The sequence below is a fragment of the Gordonia hankookensis genome (genome assembly GCF_014673215.1).
In the GTDB taxonomy this organism is placed as follows: Bacteria; Actinomycetota; Actinomycetes; order Mycobacteriales; family Mycobacteriaceae; genus Gordonia; species Gordonia hankookensis.
Genome location: NZ_JACWMS010000002.1, coordinates 1,420,227 through 1,446,057, shown reverse-complemented (window position 1 = coordinate 1,446,057; position 25,831 = coordinate 1,420,227). Strand labels below are relative to the sequence as shown.

Genomic DNA, 25,831 nt, shown 5'->3' with positions numbered 1-25,831 from the left:
GTGGTCGCCGGTACGTGGTTCCGAGTGTGACCGATGACCTGCTGACGTGTGGGCCATCCCGGATCACCAATGCCAGGCGTCGCCCCCGACGTTCGCGATGGTGCGCTGGAGAACCGTGATGGCGATCTCGTACTCTTCGTCGGAGATGCCCTGTCGGCGTTCGACCCCGAGTTCGTTCTGCGCGTCGGCGGCCGCCACGAATCGTTCGTTGCCCGCCGAGGTTGCCGACACACTCGCTTGACGCCGCGTGGCCCACCCCTTGTCGACCGCGGCGTCGATGGCCTCCACAATCGCCTCATCGGTGTCGTTCGGTCCGATCGTCGCGACCAGCGTCCGCTCGTCGATACCTGCGGGATGCGACGACAACTGCTGCAGTACCCACCACTCGTGTTGGGTGACGCCTACCTCCGCGAGCCGCGACCTTGTGCGCGCTCGGATCGCCTCACCTGCACGGATGGCCCAGAAACCGATGGGTTGCCTCAACGGCGGCTGCATCTGAGGTCTCATCGCACCGACGCTAGGACCTCAAGTGCGATTGAGGTCAAGGCTTCTTCTGGTCGGAACGCCGGCGCGGTAACGTGTCGGCTACCACAAGGGGGTGTAGACGTGTCGCAGATGTCCGTTCCGCGTCGTTGTTCTCAGTTGTCCGTACGTTCGGCGACGTCGTTCGCGACTGTTGTCGCATGTCTGATGGCCGTGTTGGTCGTCGCACCGGTGTCGGCAGCTCGCGCGGCGCCCGTCCAGCCGGTTCGGTGCGCTGAGCCCGCAGGTGCGTCCGCTCCGAACACCGCCTCGCCCGCGTCCGCAGGCCTGGACAAGGCGCGGCTCGACGATGCGATCGCCTTCGCCGCATCCCGGATGCGCACCCATGTGCAGGTGTTCCGGAACAATTGTCTGATCGGCAGCGGCCCACTCAACTCCGTCACCGGCAACACCCCGTGGAATCTGTTCAGTTCCACCAAGAGCGTCGTGTCGATGCTGGCGGGGATCGCATACACGCAGAACAAACTCGACCTGCGGTCCTCCATTGCGCGCTATCTGCCGGCCGGCGAGGTAGACAAGGCGCACGCCGCCATCACCGTTCGCGACCTGCTCACCCAATCGTCCGGTCTGCGTCAGTCCATCATCAGCGAGGCCGCGACAGCCGGGTTGGACGTCGACCCCGACATCGCGAAAGAGACACTCGCCCTACCGGTTCAGCATCGTCCAGGCACCTTCTTCGAGTACACCCAGCACGGCCCGGACCTGCTCGCCTACGTCGTGCAACGTGCCGTCGGTCAGGACCTGCAACAGTTTGCGCAGCAGAACCTGTTCGGCCCCTTGGGAATTGCTCAGCACGACTACTACTGGGCACGCGACCGCAGTGACCACACCTACGGCTATGCATTCCTCTACATGCCGCCCCGCGACTACTCGCGACTCGGGCTGCTGATGAGCAACGACGGCATCTGGCACGGCCAGCGCATCATCGACTCCGGCTACATCAAACAGCTGCGCACACCGTCACAGACGAACCGCTGCTACGGATACCTGTTCTGGGTGAACAGCAAACCGTGCACCGGTCCCTCGTTCCCGTCCCGTCAGACATCCGACGTCGCGCCGCTCGCCGGACTGCCGTCCGATGCCTACGCGATGGTCGGGTTTCTGCAGCAGAACAACTTCATCGTGCCCAGCCTCGGACTGATGGTGAGCTGGAACGGTTTCCTCGGGGATGTCTCACCCGATCCCGGCACCGTTCTCAGCGCAAGTCTCAACAGCGAGCTCTATCACGACTTCTTCCGCAAACTGGTCGCGGCCTTCAACACTCCGCGGCTGCCCGACCCCGGCCCGTACCGCCCGACGATGAACCTGAACTTCGATCCGGTTCAGTTCGCCGACCCCAACGTCGCGTTGGGAGCTCTCGGCTTCGGCCCGTACGCGCCGAAGGGGTGTACAGCGATGGCCTGCGGGCCGGAGCCCCTGCGCCTTCCGTTGCAGGGCAATCCGGGTTGCTTCGCGATCACCTGTTTGCCGGTGACGCCCGACGCGCCGGGCCGACGGGGTAGCTGATGCATTTCGTCATCTACGGTGCCGGCGCGGTCGGCGGTGTGATCGGTTCCCACCTGTTTCGCTCAGGGACTCCGACGACGGTGGTCGCCCGCGGCGCCCACCTGCAGGCGATCCGGGATCGGGGACTCGTCCTCGACACCGCGGACGGCAGGAAGAGCCAGAGGATCACCGCGGCGGCGAATGCGTCGGAGGTCGACTGGACCGACGATTCGGTCGTACTGCTCTGCGTGAAGTCACAGCAGACCGCTGCTGCGCTCGACGACCTCCAGGCCCACGCATCACGGACCACGCCGATCGTGTCCGCCCAGAACGGCGTCACGAACGAGGCTGCTATTCTGCGGCGCTTCCCCAACACCTACTCGATCTGTGTCATGTTGCCTGCCACGCATCTGGAGCCGGGTGTGGTGGTGCAGGGGTCCTCTGCCAGGCCAGGCATACTCGACGTGGGCCGCTTCCCGACCGGCGCCGACGATGTCGCCGAGGCGATCTCCACCCAGCTGCGCGCGGCGTCGTTCGAGTCCCACACGCGACACGACATCATGGCGTGGAAATACCGGAAACTGATCCTGAACCTCGGGAACGGCGTGGACGCCACCTATCGGCGAGGCAGCGATGCACTGGGCGAGCTCATGCGGCGCGCCCGCGCCGAGGGCGAGACGGTTCTCGCGGCTGCCGGCATCGACGTGATCAGCGGAGCCGACGACCAGGAGCGCCGTGGCGACCACATCGTCCGGCGCGACACCGGCGAGGACAGCCTCGTCAGTTCCACCTGGCAGAGCGTCGCACGTGGTGCCGGTGACATCGAAATCGATTACCTGTCAGGCGAGATCGTTCTTCTCGGGCGCTTGCACGGGGTACCGACCCCGGTCAACGAGCTCGTACAGGCCGAGACGACCCGACTCGCCAACCAGGGACTCGAACCGAGCAGCCTCGACCCGACCGCAGCGTTGGCTCGGCTCGACACACTCTGACGCCTAACCGGCGAATGTTCCCGGTCGCAACTGTGCGTCGTCGCCGAGCGGTCTGCGGATCGACCATCGCTCGGTCATCGTGCTGGCCGACATCTTCCACTCGCCGTCCTCGACGACGTACTCGTCGTCGTACTCCCCCGTCATGATCGTCTCGGTGCGGTCGAGCAGATTGACCTGGCGGAACTTCAGCGTCCAGCGGCCGGTCGCGGTGGAGTCGGAGGTCAGCGTGATGTCGGGATGCATGCCGTGGTGCATGTCGAAGATGACGTACTCGCCATCGACCCGGTGCAGAGCAACCTGTCCGAAGATCTTCGCCATCGGTTCGGCGTCGTCGTAGGCGCCGAGCGGACCGTAGTCGATGCGGGCGCCGCTGCGGATGAAGCAATCCCGGAACCCCTTGGGGTCCTTGCCATCGCATGCACGCCAGTACCGATGCTTCAGCTGCTTGATCGCCTCGACCCGGTCGAGGTCGTCGAGGCGGCTGGTGAGCTCGTCGATGGAGGTCATGCGTTCACGATAGGACAGGAGTCCGTGTCATGTTCCCGCGGCGTTACGACGCAGTAACCATCTCCGTTTCACCTCGCCCAGGCCGCACGGCGATCGTAGGCTCCCAAAGATGGTCGGACCAACAGTCCAAATCGAAACAACGTGGGACACCCGTATCTGGCGAATCGTCGGTGCACCGCTGGTCATGCCGACCACCGTCGGTCCACTGCACGGCGAGACAGTTGCGGTCAAGGACGTGTTCGGGGTGGCCGGTGTAGCGATCGGCGCCGGGCTCCGGGACTTTCTCGCCGAGAGAGTGCCCGAGCCGGACCACGCGGCGGCGGTACACACGTTGCTCGATGCCGGCGCGTCGGTCACGGGCGTTGCGCAGACCGACGCCTTCGCATACAGCATCACCGGTACGAGCAACAACTACGGGACACCGATGAATCTGGCTGCACCCGGGCGTATTCCGGGCGGATCATCGAGCGGTCCCAGTGCTGCGGTCGCGCACGGCCACGCGACGATCGGTCTCGGTACCGACACGGCCGGATCGATTCGGGTACCGGCCGCCTACCAGAATCTGTGGGGCCTGCGCACCACCCACGGCGCCATGGACACCGTCGGAATGGTGCCACTCGCACCGTCTTTCGACACCGTCGGATGGATCACGCGCGACGGTGCAACCCTTGCACGTGTGGTCGATGCCGCGCTGGTGGCGCGATCGGCCATCGAAGAGTCGGCACCGGCCGCGCCGGTCGTACTCGACCCGGCCCTCATCGCGGCAGCCGACGATGAGGTCGCCGACGAGATCATGCGCTACGCAGACCGTTTCGATGCCGATCACATCGACCTCGGCCTTGACCTCGATGATTGCCGGGATACCTTCACCACGGTCCAGGCGTATGAGGCGTGGCAGTCCCACGGGAATTGGGTGGCGGAGCATCCCACCGCACTGCCCGCCGACATCGCCGCACGCTTCGCGATCGGGCGGGCCATCAGCGCACGCGACTACATGGCCGCACGCCATCGTGCCCACGAGATCGCCGCACGCCTGCGATCGGCCGTCGAATCCCGGGTTCTGTTGCTGCCCACCGCCACGACCATCCCGGCACCGACCGACGCCGACGCCGACGCCCTGCGCTGCGCGCGTGAGACGACGCTCCAACTCACGTGTCTCGCATCGATCGGAGGGCTGCCGGCGGTCACATTCCCATCGTCGCGGTCGCGCCTCCCGATCGGCATCTGTCTCGTCGGAGCCCCCCACACCGATCGCTCCCTCGTTCGCCTGGCACGTCGTTGCGCAGGCGGCGACGATCAGACCGACGATTAGGACGTGGACGGGTGGAGCCGGCCCGCGGGAGCCGACTCCACCCTCGCACTGCCGGTCAGAACACCAGGCAGATGCTGCCGAAGTTCATTCCCTGGCCGACTTGAACGCTTGTCGATCGGATGGGGCCATTGCCGGTGCCCTGTTGGGCCGTGATGGTGTGCTGCCCCGGTGTGGTCGGGGTCCATTTCACGGTGGCCACACCACCGGAGACCGCGATGGGTCCGCCGCCGATGGGTACACCATTGTCCTTGAAACGCACCGTGTTCGGTCCGGTGACGGGTGCCGTCACATCGTAGGTACACGTGGTGCCGATGCGGCCGCCGGGCCCCGGGGTCACCGAGACACTGGTCGCCTGAGCGGATGCCGGAGCCGCGAGAACGAGGGTCGCGGCGCCCGCAGCGGCAGCGAGGGTTGCGATGCCCGCTGTCGTTCGGGCCCGGCGTCGGGTCGTGGAAGATGAAGTGGTGGACATGATTGCTCCTGGTGGGTGAATGTGCGCCGGGGGTCGCGCACATCTCGATGGTCACCCTCGCGCCCGCTCGCGGAACGGGTAAGCGACTACCCGGATTCCGGCGCGGACAGTACCCACGCCACTCACCACTACCCGCGTCAGCGACGCCGCAGCCCTGGATTCAGCCGATCAGATGACCGCCCAGCCCGCGTCGACGGCACTTCTGCGGCGACCGCACGGAAGTCCCGGGTGAAATCGATCGTCCGCATCTGCGCAATGTACTGCGTGGCGAATCCGGGGTACATCGTCGCATTGAATCCGTCGGCGGTCAGATACCAGCTACGACAGCCGGAGTTCCAGGTCGTGTGTTCGAGCCGTTTCTGGATTGTCGCGTTGTAGGCGTCCTGCGCCGGTTCGTGTACGTCGAGGAGTCGCAGGCCGCGGTCACGGATGATCGAGATCGCGGTGACGATGGCCTCGATCTGCGCCTCCATGTAGACCAGCGCCGAGTTGTGGCCCGGTCCGGAGTTCGGGCCGAAGGTGAAGTACAGGTTGGGGAAGCCCGAGACCGCGAAGCTCTTGTAGGCATACGCGCCGCCCGACCATTCGTCGGCCAGGACCCGCCCACCACGGCCTCGGATCGGGATCGGCGTACCCTGTTTCGACACCTCGAAACCCGTTGCGAACACGAGGCAGTCAAATCTTCGTTCGATCCCTTCGACGGTCCGCACCCCGTGTTCACAGATTCGCGCGATCGGCCACGTGACGAGTGCGCAGTTGTCTGCCTGCAGCGCAGGATAGTAGTCATTTGTCATGAGCAGGCGCTTACAACCGGCCCGGAAGTCCGGCGTCAGTTGCCGCCTCATCCACGGATCACCCACCTGTGCACGTAGATTCAGTTTGGCCACGGCTTCGATCACGCGTGTGAACGGTGAGTTCCACACCGCTCCGAGTGCCACCGACTCATGTCCGGCGAACCACAGACGACGAGCCACTGTCTGCGTCAACGGCATCGAACGGTACAACTGTCGGCTCATCCCCGAGACACGGCGATCGAGACGCGGCAGCACCCACCCCGGCGTACGCTGGAAGACCGTCACATCGGCGCCGGCGCGAACAAGTTCCGGGATCAGTTGGACACCGCTGGCGCCGGTGCCGATCACGCCGACCTTCTTGCCCTCGAAGTCGTACTCGTGATCCCAGGCGGCCGAGTGCATCCGATGCCCGGCGAAGTCGTCGAGGCCGGTGATGTCGGGATAGCCCGGCGTCGAGAGCGGCCCCGAGGCCACCACCACAGTGCGCGCGACGATCGGTTCACGATCGGCGATGTCGACGATCCAGCTACCGACCGCTTCGTCGAACTCCATCCCGATCGCCAGGTGCGAGTACCGGATGTGGCGGTCGAGTCCGTGGTCGGCGATCATGCCGTCGATGTACGCCAGGATCTCGCTGCTCTCCGAATATGTCTGTGTCCATTCTGGGTTCGGAGCAAACGAGTACGAGTAGAGGCGCGACGGGATGTCGCAGGCGGCGCCCGGGTAATCGTTGTCCCGCCAGGTTCCGCCCGGCCGCACGTCGCGTTCGAGGATCACCAGGTCGTCGTGCCCCTGTTGGAGCAGTCGGATCGCGGTACCGATGCCGGCGAACCCGGCGCCGATGATCAGCGTGGTGGTGTCGACGGCCCGCTCGTCGGTCGCGCCTCCCACGCTCATGCGACCGGCTCGTAGGTCAGTTCCTTCGACCAGGTCGGCTGCGGCCGCAACAGGAAACGCGGATAGTGATCGGTCACCCGGACCATCGCATCCGCGAAATAGTGATACGGACTGTCGCGGTTGATGACCCAACCGGCGTGGTACTTGAGTACCTGGTAGGTGAGCAGGCGGGTGCCCTTGCCGCGCTCGCCGTTCTTCTTGAACCGCTTCATCGCCTCGTACAGGCGCTCTTCCTGCAGTCCCATCGCAACGATGTTGTCGCGCATCTTGTTCAGCAGCGGCACGTACATGAGAGTGCCGATGATGACGCCGGGTGATGCGACGGTGCCGACCGCTTCGATGATCAGTTTGCGCAGACGGGAGTTGCCGATCATGTCGAGGGCATGGAAGTCGACCGCGAGGTGCCGAGACTCGTCGGCGTTGATCTTCCGGAATGCCTCGTGACACACCGGATCCTGGACCTCCTCGAGGAGGAACTTCAGCAACGCTCCGTCGAGAGCGACCTCCAGCATCGGGATCACGGTGCCCAACACCGACAGCGACATGTGATCGGCGAAGGTGTCGAGCCATTCGATCGCAAGTCGGATGTTGATGTTCGGCTCGGGGACCTCGTCATCCTCGAGCATCCCCCACCGTCGCATCAGTGCGAGCTCGGCGTTGGCGTGCTTTTGTTCCTCGGCGTGAAAGTAGCGATAGATCTCGGCGAGGGTGTCGTCGGGGGCCTTCTTCGCCAGAGCGGCGAATCCGCGGGCCCCGACGTTCTCGATCCACACCAGATCGGCCATGAAGGCCTTGAGCTTTGGCTTCTGCTCATCAGTGATGAGATCGGCACCGGGAGCCTCCCAGTCGACGTCTCCGAGCGCCCACTGTCGGTCCTTGATGGTCTGCAACATGTCCTCGAGCACGATGGGCATCTCAGACTCCTTCCGGGATGGGCTCGTGGTCTGCGATGGTTTCCGCGTCGGTCGCCGTGAGCAGCGGGCTGAGTCGATTCAGGATTCCGGCTCCGATGGTGTAGGTCCGCGGTAGCAGACGTTTCATCAGCCAGATCGTCTTGGCCTCGACCTGTGGCACCACGTACAGACGACCCCGATCGTTGGCGTCGAGGGTCTGGCGCGCCACCTGCTCCGGCGATTTTCCTGACAGCCGCATCAGCGTCTCCGCGAGTTTCATGGCCTCGGCTGTGATCCGACCATCCGCTGCGACATTCGTTTTCACGAACGTGGGGCACAGGACGGTGACGGCCAGATCGCTGCCGGACAGCTCCGCGGCGATCGTCTCCGAGAGTGCGAGCACTCCCGCCTTGCCGACGTTGTAGGCGGCCATTCCGGGGGCGGCGGAGAAGGCCGCGGCCGATGCGACATTGATGAGTCCGCCATGACCGGCATCACGGAGTTGAGGCAGAAAGAGTTCCGACCCGTAGACCATGCCGCGCAGATTGATGCCGAGTGCCCACTCCCAGTCGGCGAGGCCGATGGCACCGACCGGACGACCTCCGATCCCGACACCGGCATTGTTGATCATCAGCGTCGTGGGACCGTCGAAACAGCTCAGGGCGTGGGCGGCGAGAGTGCGCATGTCGTCGGGATCCGCGACGTCGCAGACGATCGGCTCTGCCCGGCCGCGACCGGTGGCCTCGATGAGTCGGACGGTCTCCTCGGCGCGGCCGCCATCGATGTCGGCGCAGAGCACGTGCCCACCCCGCCGCGCCAGCTCGATCGCGAAGGCACGTCCGATACCACTGCCCGCACCCGTGACCACGGCATGTGCGTCATACGATCTCTTGGTTGTCATGCTGTCACACGCCCTTTCGACTCACTGCTTGTCTTCTCTGGCACCTCGCTCGGCTCACGAGGTCCGGTAATGAATGACGCCGCGGCCGCCAACGCAGGTGTCGCCTCCGGGATGAGCAACGGAAGTGCTTGGAAGACATGGGATTGTCCCGGCCAGATCTGCAGGTCGCAGACGCCTCCGGCCGTGGTGAGCATCCACTGCGCCTCCTGCGCGTCGGCGACGAGCATCTCCGCGCCGCCGACCTGGATGAGAGTCGGCGGTAGGTCGTCTGCGTGGTCGAGGGTGAGCCGGAGGCGGGGCAGGTCGTCGGGCTGCCCATCCGTGTAATGGCGGACCAGGCGTCGAGCGGCGCGCGCCGAGATCAGCGGATCCGGTCCGACTTCACGCTCACGCCTGCGGGCGAGCTGCAGCGTCAGATCGATGAGCGGGGACATGAGCAGCACCGACCGAGGTTGCGGGCGGCCATGACGTACGTTCTCTGCCAACAGGTCCACGATCAGGTGTCCGCCCGCCGAGTCGCCGGCAAGAGTGATGTTCTCTGCCCGGTACCCGATGTCCTGAAGCCAGCGATATGCGGCCTCCACGTCGTCGGCGGCCGCGGGAAAAGGATGCTCGGGCGCCAATCGGTAGTCGACGGAGAAGAACGGCATACGTGTCAGGTGGGCGAGCCGGGCGACCATTCCGCGGTGGGTCCTCGCCGAGCAGATCGCATACCCGCTGCCATGGACGTATAGGACGACCTGTCGTGACTTCTCCGTCCCGGGCGGGTACACCCACTCACCCCGGAAGGTTCCGGTGGCGAGCCTGTCGACCCGAACTCGGTGCGGTGGCGGACAACCGATCAGCATCGCGCCCGCCACGATGGCACGCGACGTCTGGACTTGCACGGATCCGGTAGGCAGCACCTCGGCGAACGGGCGCAAGGTTCGTCGCGCCAGCCAGGCCGCCCATCGTGAAGCAGATGAGGTCTCCGTCACAGTCGAATCGCATCACCAATCCCGCCATCTGTCAATGGCACATTGCGTAGTGTGATTGCTGTTCGCCGGTCGCGGCGCCGGAGCACAGCACGAAGGCGGAGGTGACGAGCAATGGCCCGAACGTCGTCAGCGCGCATGGCCCATCTGGCGACACTGATCGAACACATGTCGGCCACCCCTCGCTACGTGGGCAAACAGTCGCGCGAACTCGAGGCCACCATCACCAGGCTGCTGGCGAACGCCACGCGGCAGGCGTTCGGCCAGCCAGCCGTGTCGAGGTATCGCATCGACGACCTGGCCCGGATCTCCGGCGTCACGACCCGAAACATTCGGGTCTATCGAGAGCGCGGCCTGCTGCCGCCGCCCCATCGCGTCGGACGTGTGACGCTGTATTCCGACAGCCACGTGTCGCGGCTGGCGCTGATCAGTTCGATGCTGTCACGGGGATACACCATCGCCCACATCGACGAGTTGATCACCGCATGGCAAAACGGAAGACAGATCGCCGACGTCCTCGGACTCGAAACCGAACTCACCGACATCCAGGAACCACCGACGTCACGTTCGACATCGCTCACCGAACTCGCCGAGGCCGGTGTCGATGCCGCCGACGCCGACCGTCTGGCGCGCCTCAAGCTCATCACCATCCACTCGGCGGATGACGTGACCGCCGAGGAACCGGCCCTTCTCGACACGATCCTGCCCCTGATCACCGCCACCAGGCCGGCATCGGCGGTCATCGACATCATCGAACGGGTCGCACCCGCGTTCGAGGAGTTGTCCCAGGCGATGATCGGTGCCGCGGAGGCACTCACGGTTCCGACGGCGGGTGGCACGGACGACGACCGACTCACCGAGGTGACGCTCACGCTGGTCCAACTGCGAGCCCTCGCCGATGCGGCCACGCGCGTCACTCTCACCGAGACGACGAATACCCTTCTGGCGCAGTCGCTGGCGACGCGGCTCGGCGAGGGTGGGTGAAGCGCGGGCAGGCATCCGCCCGTCAATTCGATAAAGAGCGACCCATAACCCATATCGGACACCGGTGGGCCACAAAGAATTCGACGAGATCGCACCGTGGTAGCGTCGTGCTCCGTCGATTGGGGGAGCGATGGTCCTGAATGCGGATCTCGAGCGACTACGCGCCACTTCTCATGCTGTTGCGCAACTCCATGGCGACATCGCCAACGGGTGGTCGCGGATCGCGAAACAGGCAGAGGATCTGTTCGGCTCGAGTTGGCATGGCATTGCGGCAGACTCTTACGCCGAGCCGTGGGCACACTGCTGCGATGGTTTCGAACACGTGTTGACGAGCCTGGATTCGATGGGCCGCGCGCTCGTCGAGGCAGCGCAGACATACACGGAGCAGGAGGCCTCGAACACTAGAGTGATCGAGGATGCCGCGTCCCCTCCCCTGCTGAACCTCTCATGACATCCGAGGACTCGTACCGCATCGATCTGAACGAGGTCGAGAAGTTCACCGAGGATCTCGGCAAGTTCGTCAAGAACGTAGAGGATCGTATACGGGCGCTCGACAAACGTATCGATGACCTCCATGTGTCGTGGACCGGTAAGGGCGCCAAGGCCCACCGAGAAGCCCACGAGCAGTGGAGAGAGGGCGCATCGGAGATCCGGGAGGCGATCGCCGCCATCCGCACGGCGACCGCCCATTCCCATACTGCCTTTCATGGGGTACAGGAGTTGCACCGAAGGATGTGGCCGTGACGGCTCCTGTCGTCCAAGTGCGTCCAACGTCTTTTGCGGACTCCGCCAACGCGTTTGACACCGTTCGAGCCGATATCCGTGACACCCTGGACCGCCTGTACATCACATTGGGCTCGTCGGGCCACATGGCCGGCAGCGATCGATCAGGCCGCACGTTTGCCCAGAGCTACGACAAGACCGTCAACGGCGGCCAGAGCCTGTTGGCCGGTATTGCTCTCATGGGCAATGCATGCGGAAAGATGGCCGAGCTACTCGACGCATCGGCACTGAACCACAACAACGTCAACAACGCCATCGGCGTGTGCACGCCGACCAATCCCTCGGGAAACCCCAAAAACCTCGAGTCGTTGCCAACGGTATCGGCAGGCAGTTCGTACGGCGGACCTGGAGAACCCAGCAACTGGGAGAAGCTCGAGGAGTTCATCCAGGGCGAGATCTTCCCTGACGGCGATCCGGGAAAGCTCGACGAGGCGGGTGACGCATGGACCCGCGCTGCCTCCGATCTCCGCAAGCATCAGACGACTGTGCAATCAGCGATCGCACATATTGCAGGTGAGCGCTCAGCCGAGGTCGGGCCGGCGCAGGATCAGGCTGGTCTGATCAAGCAACATCTCGGGGGGATCGCCGACTCGTGCGATGCCGTCGCCAAACTGTGCAACGGCTACGCCACGCATGTCCGCGATACCAGGAAGCAGATCGCCGACGAGGTCGAGGAGCTCTCTTGCGAGCTGGTCGGTGCTGCAATCCTCGGCGTCGCACTGACCCTGGTGACCGCAGGGCTCAGCGATGTGCTTGCCACGGCTGCCGGAGTGGCCAAGGCCACCCAGACCGACGCTCGGATCGCCACCATCATCCGAACCCTCGCCACCACCGCCGCCCAGGTGGTGCGGCCATTGATCTACGTGATCGATCCGGTCGGCGCCGCGGCCGGCGACCTCGGCGCCCTGATGGGCTCGCGCGCTGCGATGTTCTCGATGGACCTGTCACGCAGTTCGGTCCGTGCCGAAGAGCTCGCCATGGCCCTCGACAAGATCCCCTCCTGGGCTCACGATGAGCTGAAACGCGCGGTGGACCCGGCCTTTCTGCGCGAGTCATTGGAGGAGGGGGGTGTCCCCAAGGCCATCATCGACGATGCTGTCGCCAACAACCCGTACCGGAACCTCACACCACAGCAGGTTCTGGATCGGTACTGGGACGACGGAAAGGGCATGTGGGCCTTTCCACCGAACCAGGGATTCGCCGGGGACTACCATGTGTCCGACAGCATTCCGGCGGGGACCCACCTGGACCGCATCGGCGGCGAAGGTGGCGGGTTCCTGGGGCGAGAGGGCGACTCTTATGGAGCGCGAGCGCTGTCGCCAGGAAAAGCGGCGGATTATCACGAATACGTGGCCACAGACGTGCCCCTCCGACCGAATTGGGAAGTACGCAACGGATCGATTGCACCTGGATTCGGCCAACCTGGTGGTGGCCACCAGTGGATAGTGGTCGATACCAAAACTGGGGAGCAGGTATCGATCGAAGAGTTGAAGGAGAGGGGTGCGATTCGTGATGTATCAGCGTCAGACAACTAGTGAGCGTGGGGGCCGATGTGGATGAGTGGGCAGCGCTACCCGACTTCTTCAGCGCGATGGCGTATTGGCGCAATGTCCAGCAGTTCTGCGCCGAATCCGGCCACGCAAAGGCCGACAAGATCCTGCTATTTGGTACGCCGTACCTCGACGGTGATCGACTCATAATCCCGAATGGACCAGCCCGTGCGGAGGACTCTGAGGGGTACCGAGCATACTCGTTCAACTGGGAAGGGAATGCGTTTACATTGCGTGAATCGGGTCGGGACAGGGGCACCACCTGGAACAACGTCACGAAGGCATGGTTCAGCTCCCTCAGCGACATCGGTAAGCACTTCACCGGGTCTTACGTGGGCGAACGAACACGCATGGCCACGAATCTGAAGTTGCCGATAGTTAACCTGCAGTGGGTGGACATCGGACCCGCTCCTGGTTGGAGCGGATCAGGCGAACCGGATCCGGACGGTTTCGAGCCGGCTACCAAGTACCACAGGAACGACGATCCCTCACGATATTACTTCACTGATGCCGGAGACAGTGAGACATCCTTCCGGCTCAACCTGTCGTGGCGAGAGCTGAATCTACTGTACACAGAAGGGATTTCGGGCGCCGAGAGTGTACTCATCCCACCGTTTTCCGATGACTGAATCGATCTCGGCGTCGACCAGAGCGTGATCGAGCAAATGCGGCCCTTAGGACAACAATGGGCGAGTTCGCTGGACTGACCGACTTCCTCGACGCAATGACTTACTGGAACGCGGTACAGCGCATGCTCGCCAGCGACGGACGATTCACAACCAAAGCCCCGCTGTACGAGCTCCCTCACCTCGACGGTAGACGGCTGATGATTCCTCGCGGTCCTGGAAGTGCCGAGAATTCCGAAGGGTACACCGACTACTCGATTCTCGACGAAAGCGACAGATACAGCCTGCGGATCTCCGGAAGGACCCGGAAGGACATCCGCCCAGACCGACCGAAGTCGTGGTTTGGCCATTTCGACGATGCTGCAAAGTATTTCGTGGGCGCACACGTCGCCGAGATAACACGCATGTTCCACAAACCATCGACACTCCCTGTCGTGAACCTGCAATAGCTGAATCGCGGTCTCGCGCCGGGGTGGCTGCAGTCATCCGAGCCAAACCCCAGCGGGTTTGAGCCGGCTACGAGGTACTTTATGGCGAAGGATCCTGGCCGATTCTATTTCACCGATTCACCTGACACCGCAGCGTCGCTCCTCGTGAGCCTGACATGGCGAGAGCTCAACGCGACGTTCTCTGAGGGAATCCCTGGCGCCGAAAACATACAAATGCCCAAGTTCTCGGACCAATGAGCGTGCCGTCTCAACCCGCCCCGAACATCGCATCCAACGTCGTCCTACGGTTCCGCTCCGCGTGCTCCCCGGCGAGCGACTCCGCGAGCACACCGTCGCCGGCCGCAATGGCCTCGACGATCTCGTGGTGATCGTGTGACACGGTGTGCGGGTCCAGGATATGCCGGACCCGCCTTGGCAGTCGAAGTGCCACCGCAACGAGCTACAGACTCACATCAGGAGGTGACGTAGATCTGTGAACGAGCGTACGGAGTTCGCTGATTTCGCTGCAGCACTGGATTACTGGTCCCAAGTCCAGATCACGCTGGCCCAGGCCGGTCGTTTCGAGACCAAAGCCCCGCTGTACGAGCAGCCCTACTTCGACGGCGACCGCGTCATGATTCCGCGCGGTCCCGGCAACGCCGAGGACTCCGACGGCTACACCGACTATTCGATCCTGCGTGGAGATGGGCTATACGCTGTACACACCGCAGGTCGCCGCCGCGGAGAAGCCTCTCCAGATTCACCACGGTTCTGGTTCGGCCGCTTCGACGATGCGGCCAAATACTTTGTCGGCCGTGTGGTCGGAGGCCCAACTCGGTCACGGTTGAGAAGGGAACACATGCCGGTGGTCAACCTGCAATGGTTAGGACGTGGCCTGTCACCTGGATGGTCGGAGGTGCCAGAACCGGACCCCTCGGGCTTCCTCCCGTCAAAGCGGTTCTTTCGCCATGACAACCGGGACCGCTTCTACTTCACGACCGATATCGATACCGCGACATCGTTCTTGCTGAGCCTCTCTTGGCGTGAGTTGAATGACGCTTTTGCGCGCGACATTCCGGGGATTGACGGCGTTCCGTTGCCCGTGTTCTCCGATGATTGACCCCGGCCAAGCGTGCCAGCGTGGCAACGGTCGAGGGTCCAGGAGTCCCGGTCGACCCATTGATCAACCCGCCCCGAACATCGCCTCCAACGTCGTCCTCCGGTTCCGCTCCGCGTGCTCCCCGGCGAGCGACTCCGCGAGCTCACCGTCGCCTGCCGCAATGGCCTCGACGATCTCGTGGTGATCGTGTGACACGGTGTGCGGGTCCGGGATCTGCCGAACCAGCCACTGCACGCGAAACAGGATGGGAGACATGATCTCCCCCAACGTGCGGTTGTGCGATGCCGTCACGAGCAGCTGGTGGAAGAGCGCATTCGCGTCATGTGCCGCGGTGGCGTCGCGCGCGTCATCGGCGGCGACCACCGCGGCGCGCAGGGCTGCGACGTCGTCGTCGGTCCGATTGTCGGCGGCCTCGCGACACGCCATCGCCTCCAGCGCCTGGCGGATGTCGAACAGTTCACTCACGTCGCGTTCGGTCCACGAGCGGACCACCAGGCCACGGGTCTTGCGCACCTCGAGGAAGCCTTCGGCGCGCAATGCCTGCAGGGCCTCACGCGCAGGCAGCCGGGAGACCCCGTAGGTGTCCGCGACGTCCCGTTCCACCAACCGGTAGCCGGGCGGATAACGGCCGGTCATCACGTCCGAGCGCAGCGAATCGAGCAATCGCCCGCTCAGCGAGACGCTGTCGGTGACGTTCGTGGACGAGGCTTCGGGACTGATCGGCGACATGACGCTCATAGCTTACGGCCCGGCCATCACTCCCCCGGCGAACGCATCAGCGGCCAACGAACTCGGGTCGCGCCTGCGCGTCGAAGGGAAAGCGGGTCCGGAACTCGTCCGCGGCATCGGCCATGGTCACGAACTCGACACCGTCGAACGAACCCCACCGGTCGAGCAGGCGTTCCAGCATCAGCAGCACCTGCGGTCTCCCGGACACGTCGGGGTGGAGGGTCATCGGGATGACCGCGTAGTCGAGTTCGCGATAGACCCAGTCGAACTGGTCGTTCCACAACTGCTCGATGTCGCGGGGATTGACGAATCCGTGCGAGTTGGGGTGTCCCTTGATGAACATCATCGGCGGCAGATCGTCGACGTACCAGTTGCCGCAGAACTCCACGAGGTCGATTTCGTATCCGTGCTCGAGCGGCGTCATCCAGTGCGATGCGGGCTGAGACGTGTCGATCGGCGTCCACCGATCGCCCACCCGGGCGTAGAACGGGACGAAGTCGTTGTAGTTCTGCGAATGGTCGTAGGCGAAGCCGTACTCGGCGAGGATCGATGCGGTGTGCTCACTCATCTCCCACCACGGCGCGACATAGCCCTTGGGTCGCTCGCCGCAGAGTTGCTCGATCAGCTTGACGCTCTTGGCCATCACGTCGCGCTCCTGCTCGAGGCTCAGCGACCGTGGGTTCTCGTGACTGTATCCGTGGGCACCGATCTCGTGCCCGGCGTCGACGCACATCTGCGCCTGCTTCGGAAAGGTTTCGATGGAGTGGCCGGGCCAGAACCAGGTGCTGACGATGTCGCGACGCTCGAGCAGCCGAAGCATACGCGGCACGCCGACCTCACCGGCGAACACGCCGCGCTGCATGTCATTCGGCGAGTCCTGGCCTCCGTATGATCCGAGCCACCCGGCGCAGGAGTCGACGTCGATACCGACCGTGATCTGAATCTTCTTGTCAGTCATGTGTTGTGTTCTTTCTGTCTCAGCGTCCGAGGAGATCGGCCATCGCGGCGCGGGCGTCGTTCATGGCGGCGACGTCGTCGTCGGACCAGCCCCGTTCCGGGAGGCTGTGGGCCGACAGCCACGCGGCCACCTCACCGTCGCGTTCGACCGGGCCGAGGACCTGGGCGCTCACGCCGTACACATCGCGCAACGCCTGCGGTGGGAACGGCGGCTCGACGAACGCGGGCTGCACCAGTACCCGACGGGTCTCGTCGAGCCAGCGCACCGTCTCGAGCGCTCGCTGGTCGAGTGACGGGTCATGCTGGATCGACCGGATTCCCGCACCGCAGGATTCGGCCGCGCAGAGGTCCACATGGAGTCCGAGCGCGGCGTCGTCGACGCGCACCGTGGTGCGATCACAGCCGGTTCGTTCGCGCAGCTCGGTGACGATCTGCTTGGCACGGTGGCGAAATGCCGCCTGCTCGAGGAAGATTCCCCACCCCCGGATTCGGGCGTCGGCACCGGCCATCTCGAGTGCCCACCAGAGTGTGGCCGCGATGCTGTCGATGACCGGTACACCCACCTTCTGCTCAACCGCCCGGCTCACACCGGTGCCATCGACGTTCGTACAGACGAGCGCCACCGCCTGTGGATCGCCCTGCTCGGTGGCGCCGATGAGCAGGTCGGCCACCTCGTCGTCGGAGGCCGCCGCGAAGGAGAAATTGTCGGTCAGGCCCCACTCCGAGTGGGACACCACGTCGATGCCGTTGCTGCGGTACTCGGCGACGATCTGTTCGACCACATCCTCGGTGTACGGCGTGCCCAACGCGAGTGCGCTGACACCGAAATCGTGGCAGGCCTGGAGAATTGCCAGCGTCGACGTCGTCGCCGGGAGACCGGTGTGGTCGGTGATGGCGGCGCAGATGGTCCGATCGTGCTCAACGCCCAGCCAGGAACCGGCCGTGCCGTTCCACACGATCACGTCGACTTTCGCATCCGCGAGGAGGCGTGCCGCGGCCACCATCGACTCCACGTCGAACGCCGCTCCCGCACCGTCGGTGCTGATGGCCTGCACCCGGATTCTCGTGGACACGAACGAGACGTCGTCGCGCCCGGCCAGCAGTCGAGCAGTCGTGTCCTCGACGCTGGTGTTCGACGACGGGACGATCATTCCGATCCGGGTCATACCGCTACTCCTGGTGTCGTGGTGGCCGGCTGCCCCGTTTTGGGGGCGAGTCGCTGTGCGTAGTCGAGTGCGAGGACGGCGACGGTCATGATGATGCCCGCTCCGACGAAGTAGAGCAGCGCCCAGGTGTAGCCACCAGTCGCGCCGACGATGAACCCGACCGCCATGGGCGTGACGAAGCCGGACACGTTTCCGGCGAGATTCATTGCGCCACCGAGCACACCGGCGTCCTCGCGGCCGCCGAGAATGGCCGGGACGGACCAGAACAGGCCGACCCATCGCAGGAAGAACAGAACCACCGACAGCAGCGCGATCGCCGCGACCGGACCCGGCATGAGCACCACCCCGACCAGGCCGAGTACCACGCAGACGCCGGCGAAGCCCAGCAGGGACCGCATCACCAAATTTGTGTTGTAGCCCTTCTCCTTGAGCCGATCGGCGAGCTGACCGCCGATGATCTCACCGACGAACCCGGATCCGAAGATCACGAAGGTCGACCAGCCGATCGTGTTGAGATCGAAACCCTTTCTCTCCGAGAGGAACAGCGGCCCCCAGGTCAGCAATCCATAGAAGACCCCGTTGAATCCCAGCCAACCCAGGCACATCGCCCAGAAGCTGCGGAACTTCAGATAGTGCACGAGTCCCGCGCGCTGCCCCGTGGAGCGATGTCGGGCGCTCTCCTCGGCGTGCGAACGAGTCAGGTACTCCAGCTCGGCCGGATTCACCTTCGGATGCTCGTCCGGGGTGTCGCGGATGGCCCGCCATGCCCAGATGCCGAGGATCATGGTGACCACACCCGCAGCGAGGAAAGCCCAGCGCCAACTGCCGGTGAAAGCGATCAGACCGGTGATGGCGATACCGCCGACCGCCGATCCCAGCGGTGCACCGGCGTCCAGAATGGTTGCGCCACGGCCGCGTTCCTTCTCGGTGAGAAAGGCTGCGTTGAGTTTGCCACCGGCAGGCATGATCGGCGCCTCTGCGATGCCGATCGCTCCCCGCGCGAAGGCCATGATCCCGATGTTCGGCGCCAGGCCCGACATCGCCGTCGCACCGCCCCAGCCGAAACAGGCCACCATGATCAGCTTGCGCGGGCCGAACCTGTCGATCAACCAGCCGGCGGGAATCTGCATCACCGCGTAGGCCCAGAAGAACGCCGACAGGAGCAGACCGGTCAGCTCCGCACTGATGTGGAAGTCCTCTTTGATCATCGGCAGCGCCACGGAGAGGGACCCGCGGTCGACGTAGTTGACCGTGACCAGGAGGAGCAACAGGCCGAACATGCGCCAACGGGTGTTGGACATCGGGACTACTCCTTCGAAGTTTGGTATACCAAGTTGGTATGCCAAGAACCTAGGTGCTGATGACCCGATCCACAAGCGTTCGCGGTAACCAGTACGTAAACCCTGCAAACCCGGAGGTAGCGGCGATGAGCGGATCATTCGGGCCCCGCACGATCTGGGGCACCGGCGGCAACTTCCCCACCCTCGAATCGTCGACTCCCCCGCCCCGCCCGCAGCTTTTCGTCAAGAACACGCATTCTGTGATCGGCGACGGGGAACCCTTGCACCTGCCTCTCGACGTCGCACAGCGCATCGTGTGCGAGGGCGAACTCGCGATCGTCATCGGGACGGGGTGTCGGCACCTGACGTCTACCGACGACGCGCGCAATGTGATCGCCGGCTACACCGTCGCCAATGACGTGACGGCCCGCGACCTACAGGATGTCGACGCCCACTGGTCGCGCGCGAAGGGGCTCGACGGCTTCTGCCCGCTGGGCGCGGGACTCGTCGCGCCCGCCGATGCCCCCGACTGGGACGATGCGATCATCCGCACCCGCGTGGACGGCGAGACCATCCAGCACACGCCGGTCTCCGCCGCATACGCCGGGCCGGAGGCGCTCGTCGTGTGGGCGTCCCAGCAGTTCACCCTTCACCCCGGAGATGTATTCCTCTTGGGCACACCGGATTATCTGCCACCCGGCCGCGAGGATGGAGCGGTACTGCGGCCGGGTTCCGTCGTCGAGATCGACATCGCCGGGATCGGCACGTTGCGGACACCGGTGCGGGGATGACCAGGCTGATCACCAGAAACTGATCGTGCCCCTGGGGCGCATCACCCAGGGGCACGACAATCGGTCAGTTCGGTCGAGTTGCAGTCACCTCGCCTACCCGACCCTGATCACCGTCTTGATCTCGCCGGCATCGGGATCGGTCCAGGCCTCCACCGCATGGTCGAAGTTGAGCTCGCGCGACACCAGCGAGTCGGCGTCGACATTTCCGTTGGCCAGCATGCCGATCACGGTCGGCCAGGTGAACGCATACCGCATCACGCCGTGCAGAGTGATCTCCCGTTCGATGACCTGGGACATCGGCACCGACGCGTCGTCGCCACCGACTCCGATGAACACCACCCGCCCTCCTGGCCGCACCTTGTAGAAGCCGTCGTGCCGCACCGTCTCGACACCGGTGCACTCGATGAACGCGTGCACGTCGCCGAAGGCATCGTCGAGGCTCTCGAACGCCTCGCAGCCGAGCTTTGCCGCTATCTCGCGCCGCGCGGAATTCGGTTCGACGATCCCCACACGCCCGGCGCCGGCGGCATGACACAACTGCGCCACGAAGAGACCCACGGGTCCCGCCCCCGCGATCAGCACCTGGGCCCCGATCGGCAATGCCGCCTTCTCGACACCGTTCAGCGCCACCGAGATCGTCTCCACCATCGCGGCCGCGTTGTCACTCACAGTGTCGGGAATCGCGTGTGCGTTGCCCTGCGGAACGGCGACGTACTCTGCGAGACCGCCGTCCAGCCCGGGCACACCGAAGAACTTCTGGGATGGGTCGATGTTGTATCGCCCTGCCCTCGCCTCGCGGGAGGTCCAGTCCGGCACCAGCGGCTCGACGGCGACCCGCTCCCCGATGCGCGAGTCATCCACCGCCTCCCCGACCGCGACGATGGTGCCCCCGAACTCGTGCCCGAGGACCACGGGCTCCGTGACGACATCACTACTGGCCCGGCCGTGCTGATAGAAATGCTTGTCGCTCCCGCAGACCCCGACCGAGCCGACACGGACGAGCACCTCCGATGGCCCGATGCCGGGTACGGCTCGCTCGTCGATCCGGATGTCTTCGGGTCCGTGCAGCACCCAGGCTCTCATCTGGGTGGGGATGTGTGCCGCGGTCATGGGCGTGCTCCGATCTCGTCCGACGCGGGCGCGTCGATGATGTGGACTCGTGGTGCAAACGTGCCGGCTTTGAGTGAGCTCTCGATCTCCTCGAGGCTGCGGCCCTTGGTCTCGGGAACCCAGCGCCACACGAACAGCCAGGCGATCACGTTCACCACCGCCAGGACACCGAACACCAACCCGGTGCCGAGTTTGTCCGCGGCGAAGTACAGCAGGAGTGTCACGAGGAAGTTCGTGACCCACAGGCAGAACGCACACAGGGAGACCGCCCGGCCGCGAACTTCGAGCGGGAAGATCTCCGCCATGTAGAGCCAGGTCATCACCGACAGGCTGCCCCCGTTGAAGGCGAAATATCCAGCCAGACAGATCATCACGAGGACCTGGAGTCCGATGCTCAGTTCGGCTCCGGCGCCGGCCGTCCACGGTAGGACCATGGCGAGGACGGCGAGCACCACCACGGCACCGGGCAGCCCCCACAAGACCAGCTGCCGTCGGCCGAGGCGTTCCAGGAGTGCCATGCCGACGAGCGTGAACACCAGCAGCGATACGCCGACACCTATCGAGGCGAGTGTGGCGGCAGATGTCCCGAATCCTGCCAGGGCCAGTAGTGACGGTGCGTAGTAGATGATGGCGCTGATCCCGGTCGCCTGGGAGAAGAAGGCGACGCCGAGTCCGGCCACCAACGCCGGCCGCACCCAGGGTGTCCGGAGATCGCGCCATGAGCCGGTCTTCGGCTCACTCACCGACCTGATCTCGTCGAGCTCTGCCGAGACGTCATAGCCGGCGGGCCGCACTCGCGCGAGCGCTTGTGCCGCATCGTCTTCACGAGACTTCAGGATCAGCCATCGCGGACTCTCCGGGAGCATCAGCATGATGATGAGGAAGACGACTGCCGGGATGGCCGCGAACGCCAGCATCTCCCGCCACGCGGCGTGCGTCCCCAGTGCATGCCCGGTCGCGTATGCGACGAGTGTGCCCACGCAGATCATCACCTGGAACAGGACGGCCTGGGTGCCTCGGACATGTTTGGGAGCGAGTTCGGCGATGTAGGTCGGGATGATCTGTGATGCGCCACCCACCGGGAGTCCGAGCAGGAACCGGAAGATGATGAGCACGGCCACGTTCGGGGCCAGTCCGCATCCGATGGCGAACACGATGAACGCCACCGCCACCAGCACCACCGTCCAACGGCGACCGAGTCGCTCCGACAGCGGACCGGTCCCGATGGCACCGAAGATCGCGCCCAGCAACGTGATCGACGTGATGACCGACAACAGGCCCGGATCGTCACTGATGCCGAAATCGTCTTGGAGGAACAGCAAGGCGGAGCCGATGATGCCGGTGTCGTAGCCGTAGAGCAGTCCGCCGAGGCTCGCGCCGACGGCGACGAGGATGGAGAAGGCCGTCACCTTGGGCGGCTGCACTCGTGTCAAGGTCTCGGTCATGGCTGCACTCTTTCGAATTCGGCGCCGACGAGGTCCGCCAGCACTTCGAGGTCCGCGGCGAGATGTCCCCGCGCCATCGACCAGTGGTGGGTGGATCCCGAAATTGCCCATTCCTCGGTCCACAGCCCCGGATCACAGCCGAAGTCGATGCGGGTGGTGGTGTTGCCGATGGTGATGTGCGGACCATCCACGGCCTCGCCCTCTGACGCGATGAATCGAAGCCTGCCGTTACCACGCTCGGTGATGGAGAACTGTGTGACCGGACCCAGCGCCACACCGCATTCGATGGACGCGCCGCCACCGCCCTTGCCGTGGAAGACCTCGAGGTTGCGCAACACCGGCCGGTGCTCGGTGATCGCCAGGTCGGCCGCGTCGTTGTGGCCGAGCTCGACGACTCCCGCATCGAAGTCGAGTGCCTGTCCCTCGGTGAGGGTTCCACCGCCGCCGAGGGCGGAGGTCACGAGCATCGCGATCGCCGCGCGGAGTTCGTATTCGGTGACGGTCGGGATGCCACGGCTGGTCAACAGGGTGGCCCCGATGGGGAACCCCGTTGCGAGCTTTCCGTAGATGTCACCTGGCTGACCGAAGTGGAAGTAGGCCAACGTGGACAATGCGTAGTCGTCGACGAGCTGATCGAGCGCCGCCGAGACCTGTGACTGGAAGCGGATGTTGTCGGTGTCCACGCCGGGCGCCAGCTCGAATCCCGACTCCACCGCGGCCATCACCCGGTCGATCGCCTGACGTTCGACCTTCTCGAAACGCACTCGGAGATCGTCGAACTCGAGCACCTCCACATGGCCGCCGAGGACCTTGACCACGTTGGTGATGTTCGTCGCGATGTCGTACATGCCCGGATACAGATGGCCCATCATGCCGTGTCGTGCGGTACGCAGCAGACGAGTGGTGCGGGCTGCCGCGACGTACCGGGTGACCTTCCGCCACACGCGCGGGTCGTCGAGCCAGCCGGCGATGGCGCGAGGCTTCTTGCCGATGCGGTCCATCGCCACGCCGATCTCGGGCAGCCCTGCCGAGCCCGCGAACGCCAGCCAGTCCCCGGTGCCGAATCGTGCATGGTCCATCTTGCGGTCGGGTTGCAGCGACAGCAGAACCATGGGCACGTCGACGTCGCGCAGGATCGGAAGTACCTGCGCCGACGTCATATAGGTCGGTACCAGCATGACTATCAGATCGAGATCCTGGGCAGCCAGCAGCCTCGCGGCGGCGACGCCCTCGGTCACGTCGGAGACGAGCCCGGCGTCGACCACGGTGGCCCCGAGGTCGGCGATGCGGGCGATGACGTGCCGTGACGAGTCGTCGATCCGGTCCTTGAGTCCGTCGAACTGCGGCCAGTAGGCGCCCAGCCCGCCGGCGACGACACCGATGCGCGCGTTGGGAACTCCGACACGCGTCATCGGGTCGGGTGGCTGCCGCAGGGCGAGATGCGGAGCCGATGACTCACCGGTCGTCTCGGCGCGGTGGATGGTCTGCGTCATGCGTGTGTCTCCCGTCGGGTGATCGGACGATCGGAACTCCGGGCGTGATCGGTGATGCCGCGAACTTCGCGGAAGTCGATGCCCAACAATTGCGCGGCAGCCCGGTAGTCACCGGAGCGATGTCCGGTGGACAACGACCAGTGATGTGCCACACCGGTTCCCGACCACTCGTCCACCCATTCCCCAGGGTCGCGGCCGAAGTCGACCCGGCTCGTCGTGTTGCCGATGGCCAGTAGGGGTCCCGGAACCACCTCGCCTTCCGAGGCGATCAGCGAGAGGGAGCCGTCGGCGTCCTGCCCGAGTCCCAACACGGTGACCGGTCCGTGCTGGACGTCGAACTCGACACTGACCCCCCAGCCTCGCTTGCCGTGGTAGACACCGAGTCCGCGCAGAGTGGGCTCACGCGAGGCGACGCCGAGGTGCGCCGGGCCGTCGTGCCCCATCTCGACGACGTCGTCCTCGAAGTTGAGCGCCTGGATCTCGCAGAACGAGCCGCCCGCGCCCACCACCTGAGTGACCAACTGCGCGACCGATGTCCGCAGCTCGAACTCACCGGTGGTGGGGATGCCGCGCGCCGTCAGCAGCGAGGCGCCCAGGATCATCCCGGCGCCGAGCCGCTCATGCTGTTCGCCGTCGAGACCACGGTGATAGTAGGCGAGGCTGTCGAGCCCGAAATCGTCGACGAGGCGGTCGAGGCCCACGGATACCTTGGCGCCCCAGAAGAAGTCATCCTCGTCGACGGTGGAGTCGACGGCGAAGATCTCGCGGGCCAGGTCCATGCGTTCGGTGACCTCGCGGTCGGTCACCGAAGCGACGCGCACCCGCAGGTCGTCGAACTCGAGCACCTCGACATGTGATCCGAAGGTGGCCGGCAGCAGGGTCATGTCGGTCGAGACGTCGAGCATCCCCGGGTAGACGTGCCCCATCAGGCCGTGCCGCGCATGCCGCAACGTGGCGCGCACCTGGGCGGCATTGATCCACTGCTCGATACGGCGCCAGGCACTCGGCTGGTTCAGCCATCCGGAGACCGAGCGGAACGGCACGCCGGAGCGCCGGAACACATTGCCGAGCTCCGGCACGGAGCACTGGCCGCAGTACGCGAGCCATGCGCCGGTGTCGAAGGTGGCGTGGTCCATCTTCTCGGTGGGCTGCAGGTCGATCACCAGGATCGGTGCGTTCGACCGTTTCGCGATCGGCATCACCATCGACGCGGTCAGGTAGGTCGTGAGAAAGAGGACGATGATGTCGCAGTCGGCGCGACGAAGGACCTCGGCCGCCCGGTCGCCGTCGCGTGCGTCCGAGATGAACCCGACGTCGACCACGTCGGCGTCGAATTCCCGAAAACGTTCGGCAACGAATTCCGCCGACTGCTCGAGCTGTGGCAGGAGATCGGGGAACTGGGGCCAGTAGGTGCCGAGGCCTCCCGCAACCAGGCCGACGCGCGCTTTGCGGCGCGTCTTCGCCGGGGGCAATGCGGTTTGAAAACTGTCCATGAGCTGCGTCATTCGCGATTCTCTCCTTGGGTCGATCAGCTCCACCGCGGTGGATTTAATCGATTAAATCACCGAGGTGTGCTGCATCACAACCCCCGGGTGAGAG

27 protein-coding genes are annotated in these 25,831 nt (G+C 64.9%); 11 read left to right on the top strand and 16 right to left on the bottom strand.

Annotation, left to right across the window (positions count from 1 at the left end; genetic code table 11):
• Positions 1-63: 63 nt before the first annotated feature.
• The gene (locus tag IDF66_RS13800; protein ID WP_190267262.1) at positions 64-507 is read right to left on the bottom strand and encodes a hypothetical protein; all 444 of its coding nucleotides are present in this window, start codon (positions 505-507) and stop codon (positions 64-66) included.
• Between the two features lie 183 nt (positions 508-690).
• Here IDF66_RS13800 and IDF66_RS13795 point away from each other — a divergent pair, with 183 nt between their 5' ends.
• Entirely contained in the window at positions 691-2,049 is a 1,359-nt protein-coding gene (locus tag IDF66_RS13795) for a serine hydrolase domain-containing protein (protein ID WP_223309457.1), read from the top strand.
• Positions 2,049-3,020 (top strand): ketopantoate reductase family protein, encoded by a 972-nt coding sequence (locus IDF66_RS13790; RefSeq protein ID WP_190267261.1) that lies wholly within the window; start codon positions 2,049-2,051, stop codon positions 3,018-3,020. The genes IDF66_RS13795 and IDF66_RS13790 overlap by 1 nt, the downstream gene beginning before the upstream one ends.
• 3 nt (positions 3,021-3,023) lie before the next feature.
• On the opposite strand, the gene IDF66_RS13785 is transcribed toward IDF66_RS13790, so the two are convergent.
• Positions 3,024-3,527, bottom strand: a complete 504-nt coding sequence (locus IDF66_RS13785) for a nuclear transport factor 2 family protein (protein ID WP_190267260.1) — start codon at positions 3,525-3,527, stop codon at positions 3,024-3,026.
• Positions 3,528-3,711: 184 nt separating this feature from the next.
• Here IDF66_RS13785 and IDF66_RS13780 point away from each other — a divergent pair, with 184 nt between their 5' ends.
• A complete protein-coding gene (locus tag IDF66_RS13780) occupies positions 3,712-4,839 on the top strand; it encodes an amidase family protein (RefSeq protein ID WP_190267259.1) in 1,128 nt (375 codons plus the stop codon).
• 55 nt (positions 4,840-4,894) lie between these two features.
• Here IDF66_RS13780 and IDF66_RS13775 read toward each other — a convergent pair whose 3' ends face one another.
• The 5 genes from IDF66_RS13775 to IDF66_RS13755 all read right to left on the bottom strand — a co-directional run bounded on the left by IDF66_RS13775 (position 4,895) and on the right by IDF66_RS13755 (position 9,683).
• The gene (locus IDF66_RS13775; protein WP_164310259.1) at positions 4,895-5,311 is read right to left on the bottom strand and encodes an Ig-like domain-containing protein; all 417 of its coding nucleotides are present in this window, start codon (positions 5,309-5,311) and stop codon (positions 4,895-4,897) included.
• Between the two features lie 137 nt (positions 5,312-5,448).
• Positions 5,449-7,002: a flavin-containing monooxygenase gene (locus tag IDF66_RS13770; protein ID WP_190267258.1), complete on the bottom strand. Its 1,554-nt coding sequence runs from the start codon at positions 7,000-7,002 to the stop codon at positions 5,449-5,451.
• On the bottom strand, positions 6,999-7,916 hold the full coding sequence (locus IDF66_RS13765) for a ferritin family protein (RefSeq protein ID WP_190267257.1): 918 nt from the start codon (positions 7,914-7,916) through the stop codon (positions 6,999-7,001). Before IDF66_RS13765 ends, IDF66_RS13770 begins: the two co-directional genes overlap by 4 nt.
• A gap of 1 nt (position 7,917) precedes the next feature.
• Positions 7,918-8,796 carry an SDR family NAD(P)-dependent oxidoreductase gene (locus tag IDF66_RS13760; protein ID WP_190267256.1) on the bottom strand — a complete coding sequence of 293 codons (879 nt, stop codon included), beginning with the start codon at positions 8,794-8,796 and terminating at the stop codon, positions 7,918-7,920.
• Positions 8,793-9,683: an alpha/beta hydrolase gene (locus IDF66_RS13755; protein WP_317628694.1), complete on the bottom strand. Its 891-nt coding sequence runs from the start codon at positions 9,681-9,683 to the stop codon at positions 8,793-8,795. Before IDF66_RS13755 ends, IDF66_RS13760 begins: the two co-directional genes overlap by 4 nt.
• A gap of 201 nt (positions 9,684-9,884) precedes the next feature.
• Here IDF66_RS13755 and IDF66_RS13750 point away from each other — a divergent pair, with 201 nt between their 5' ends.
• The 6 genes from IDF66_RS13750 (at position 9,885) to IDF66_RS23830 (ending at position 14,162) form a co-directional block, all read left to right on the top strand.
• Positions 9,885-10,754 carry a MerR family transcriptional regulator gene (locus tag IDF66_RS13750; protein ID WP_223309456.1) on the top strand — a complete coding sequence of 290 codons (870 nt, stop codon included), beginning with the start codon at positions 9,885-9,887 and terminating at the stop codon, positions 10,752-10,754.
• Positions 10,755-10,884: 130 nt separating this feature from the next.
• Entirely contained in the window at positions 10,885-11,205 is a 321-nt protein-coding gene (locus IDF66_RS13745; protein ID WP_190267255.1) for a WXG100 family type VII secretion target, read from the top strand.
• Positions 11,202-11,498, top strand: coding sequence for a WXG100 family type VII secretion target (locus IDF66_RS13740; RefSeq protein ID WP_164310254.1), 297 nt, complete (start codon positions 11,202-11,204; stop codon positions 11,496-11,498). Before IDF66_RS13745 ends, IDF66_RS13740 begins: the two co-directional genes overlap by 4 nt.
• The gene (locus IDF66_RS13735) at positions 11,489-13,072 is read left to right on the top strand and encodes a TNT domain-containing protein (protein ID WP_190267254.1); all 1,584 of its coding nucleotides are present in this window, start codon (positions 11,489-11,491) and stop codon (positions 13,070-13,072) included. Before IDF66_RS13740 ends, IDF66_RS13735 begins: the two co-directional genes overlap by 10 nt.
• 17 nt (positions 13,073-13,089) lie before the next feature.
• A complete protein-coding gene (locus IDF66_RS13730; protein ID WP_223309455.1) occupies positions 13,090-13,716 on the top strand; it encodes an SH2 domain-containing protein in 627 nt (208 codons plus the stop codon).
• 56 nt (positions 13,717-13,772) lie between these two features.
• Positions 13,773-14,162 carry a hypothetical protein gene (locus tag IDF66_RS23830; RefSeq protein WP_223309454.1) on the top strand — a complete coding sequence of 130 codons (390 nt, stop codon included), beginning with the start codon at positions 13,773-13,775 and terminating at the stop codon, positions 14,160-14,162.
• Between the two features lie 247 nt (positions 14,163-14,409).
• On the opposite strand, the gene IDF66_RS23965 is transcribed toward IDF66_RS23830, so the two are convergent.
• Positions 14,410-14,541 carry a hypothetical protein gene (locus IDF66_RS23965; protein WP_263282326.1) on the bottom strand — a complete coding sequence of 44 codons (132 nt, stop codon included), beginning with the start codon at positions 14,539-14,541 and terminating at the stop codon, positions 14,410-14,412.
• Positions 14,542-14,634: 93 nt separating this feature from the next.
• Here IDF66_RS23965 and IDF66_RS13720 point away from each other — a divergent pair, with 93 nt between their 5' ends.
• Entirely contained in the window at positions 14,635-15,261 is a 627-nt protein-coding gene (locus tag IDF66_RS13720; RefSeq protein WP_190267252.1) for a hypothetical protein, read from the top strand.
• 63 nt (positions 15,262-15,324) lie between these two features.
• Here IDF66_RS13720 and IDF66_RS13715 read toward each other — a convergent pair whose 3' ends face one another.
• The 4 genes from IDF66_RS13715 to IDF66_RS13700 are packed head-to-tail and all read right to left on the bottom strand — an operon-like array spanning position 15,325 to position 19,414.
• Positions 15,325-15,990, bottom strand: a complete 666-nt coding sequence (locus IDF66_RS13715) for a GntR family transcriptional regulator (RefSeq protein WP_223309453.1) — start codon at positions 15,988-15,990, stop codon at positions 15,325-15,327.
• A 46-nt stretch (positions 15,991-16,036) separates the two neighbouring features.
• Positions 16,037-16,948, bottom strand: coding sequence for a polysaccharide deacetylase family protein (locus tag IDF66_RS13710; protein ID WP_190267250.1), 912 nt, complete (start codon positions 16,946-16,948; stop codon positions 16,037-16,039).
• A gap of 19 nt (positions 16,949-16,967) precedes the next feature.
• Positions 16,968-18,113 carry a maleate cis-trans isomerase family protein gene (locus IDF66_RS13705; protein ID WP_190267249.1) on the bottom strand — a complete coding sequence of 382 codons (1,146 nt, stop codon included), beginning with the start codon at positions 18,111-18,113 and terminating at the stop codon, positions 16,968-16,970.
• Positions 18,110-19,414 carry an MFS transporter gene (locus IDF66_RS13700; protein WP_190267248.1) on the bottom strand — a complete coding sequence of 435 codons (1,305 nt, stop codon included), beginning with the start codon at positions 19,412-19,414 and terminating at the stop codon, positions 18,110-18,112. The genes IDF66_RS13705 and IDF66_RS13700 overlap by 4 nt, the downstream gene beginning before the upstream one ends.
• A gap of 125 nt (positions 19,415-19,539) precedes the next feature.
• On the opposite strand from IDF66_RS13700, the gene IDF66_RS13695 reads away from it, so the two are divergent.
• Entirely contained in the window at positions 19,540-20,184 is a 645-nt protein-coding gene (locus tag IDF66_RS13695) for a fumarylacetoacetate hydrolase family protein (RefSeq protein WP_190267247.1), read from the top strand.
• A 93-nt stretch (positions 20,185-20,277) separates the two neighbouring features.
• On the opposite strand, the gene IDF66_RS13690 is transcribed toward IDF66_RS13695, so the two are convergent.
• From IDF66_RS13690 to IDF66_RS13675, 4 genes are read right to left on the bottom strand one after another with little or no spacing between them, the layout of a single operon-like run.
• Complete coding sequence (locus IDF66_RS13690) at positions 20,278-21,294, bottom strand: alcohol dehydrogenase catalytic domain-containing protein (protein ID WP_190267246.1); 1,017 nt, start codon at positions 21,292-21,294, stop codon at positions 20,278-20,280.
• Positions 21,291-22,739: a sugar porter family MFS transporter gene (locus tag IDF66_RS13685; protein WP_190267245.1), complete on the bottom strand. Its 1,449-nt coding sequence runs from the start codon at positions 22,737-22,739 to the stop codon at positions 21,291-21,293. Before IDF66_RS13685 ends, IDF66_RS13690 begins: the two co-directional genes overlap by 4 nt.
• The gene (locus IDF66_RS13680) at positions 22,736-24,232 is read right to left on the bottom strand and encodes an arabinose isomerase (protein ID WP_223309452.1); all 1,497 of its coding nucleotides are present in this window, start codon (positions 24,230-24,232) and stop codon (positions 22,736-22,738) included. Before IDF66_RS13680 ends, IDF66_RS13685 begins: the two co-directional genes overlap by 4 nt.
• Complete coding sequence (locus tag IDF66_RS13675) at positions 24,229-25,737, bottom strand: L-fucose/L-arabinose isomerase family protein (RefSeq protein WP_223309451.1); 1,509 nt, start codon at positions 25,735-25,737, stop codon at positions 24,229-24,231. The genes IDF66_RS13680 and IDF66_RS13675 overlap by 4 nt, the downstream gene beginning before the upstream one ends.
• Between the last annotated feature and the right edge of the window lie 94 nt (positions 25,738-25,831).

Excerpts from the sequence above, each read along its gene's own strand:
- IDF66_RS13800 (WP_190267262.1), bottom strand. The coding sequence starts at position 507 with ATGAGACCTCAGATGCAGCCGCCGTTGAGGCAACCCATCGGTTTCTGG.
- IDF66_RS13795 (WP_223309457.1), top strand. The coding sequence starts at position 691 with ATGGCCGTGTTGGTCGTCGCACCGGTGTCGGCAGCTCGCGCGGCGCCC.
- IDF66_RS13790 (WP_190267261.1), top strand. The coding sequence starts at position 2,049 with ATGCATTTCGTCATCTACGGTGCCGGCGCGGTCGGCGGTGTGATCGGT.
- IDF66_RS13785 (WP_190267260.1), bottom strand. The coding sequence starts at position 3,527 with ATGACCTCCATCGACGAGCTCACCAGCCGCCTCGACGACCTCGACCGG.
- IDF66_RS13780 (WP_190267259.1), top strand. The coding sequence starts at position 3,712 with ATGCCGACCACCGTCGGTCCACTGCACGGCGAGACAGTTGCGGTCAAG.
- IDF66_RS13775 (WP_164310259.1), bottom strand. The coding sequence starts at position 5,311 with ATGTCCACCACTTCATCTTCCACGACCCGACGCCGGGCCCGAACGACA.
- IDF66_RS13770 (WP_190267258.1), bottom strand. The coding sequence starts at position 7,002 with ATGAGCGTGGGAGGCGCGACCGACGAGCGGGCCGTCGACACCACCACG.
- IDF66_RS13765 (WP_190267257.1), bottom strand. The coding sequence starts at position 7,916 with ATGCCCATCGTGCTCGAGGACATGTTGCAGACCATCAAGGACCGACAG.
- IDF66_RS13760 (WP_190267256.1), bottom strand. The coding sequence starts at position 8,796 with ATGACAACCAAGAGATCGTATGACGCACATGCCGTGGTCACGGGTGCG.
- IDF66_RS13750 (WP_223309456.1), top strand. The coding sequence starts at position 9,885 with ATGGCCCGAACGTCGTCAGCGCGCATGGCCCATCTGGCGACACTGATC.
- IDF66_RS13745 (WP_190267255.1), top strand. The coding sequence starts at position 10,885 with ATGGTCCTGAATGCGGATCTCGAGCGACTACGCGCCACTTCTCATGCT.
- IDF66_RS13740 (WP_164310254.1), top strand. The coding sequence starts at position 11,202 with ATGACATCCGAGGACTCGTACCGCATCGATCTGAACGAGGTCGAGAAG.
- IDF66_RS23830 (WP_223309454.1), top strand. The coding sequence starts at position 13,773 with ATGGGCGAGTTCGCTGGACTGACCGACTTCCTCGACGCAATGACTTAC.
- IDF66_RS13715 (WP_223309453.1), bottom strand. The coding sequence starts at position 15,990 with ATGTCGCCGATCAGTCCCGAAGCCTCGTCCACGAACGTCACCGACAGC.
- IDF66_RS13710 (WP_190267250.1), bottom strand. The coding sequence starts at position 16,948 with ATGACTGACAAGAAGATTCAGATCACGGTCGGTATCGACGTCGACTCC.
- IDF66_RS13705 (WP_190267249.1), bottom strand. The coding sequence starts at position 18,113 with ATGACCCGGATCGGAATGATCGTCCCGTCGTCGAACACCAGCGTCGAG.
- IDF66_RS13700 (WP_190267248.1), bottom strand. The coding sequence starts at position 19,414 with ATGTCCAACACCCGTTGGCGCATGTTCGGCCTGTTGCTCCTCCTGGTC.
- IDF66_RS13695 (WP_190267247.1), top strand. The coding sequence starts at position 19,540 with ATGAGCGGATCATTCGGGCCCCGCACGATCTGGGGCACCGGCGGCAAC.
- IDF66_RS13690 (WP_190267246.1), bottom strand. The coding sequence starts at position 21,294 with ATGACCGCGGCACACATCCCCACCCAGATGAGAGCCTGGGTGCTGCAC.
- IDF66_RS13685 (WP_190267245.1), bottom strand. The coding sequence starts at position 22,739 with ATGACCGAGACCTTGACACGAGTGCAGCCGCCCAAGGTGACGGCCTTC.
- IDF66_RS13680 (WP_223309452.1), bottom strand. The coding sequence starts at position 24,232 with ATGACGCAGACCATCCACCGCGCCGAGACGACCGGTGAGTCATCGGCT.
- IDF66_RS13675 (WP_223309451.1), bottom strand. The coding sequence starts at position 25,737 with ATGACGCAGCTCATGGACAGTTTTCAAACCGCATTGCCCCCGGCGAAG.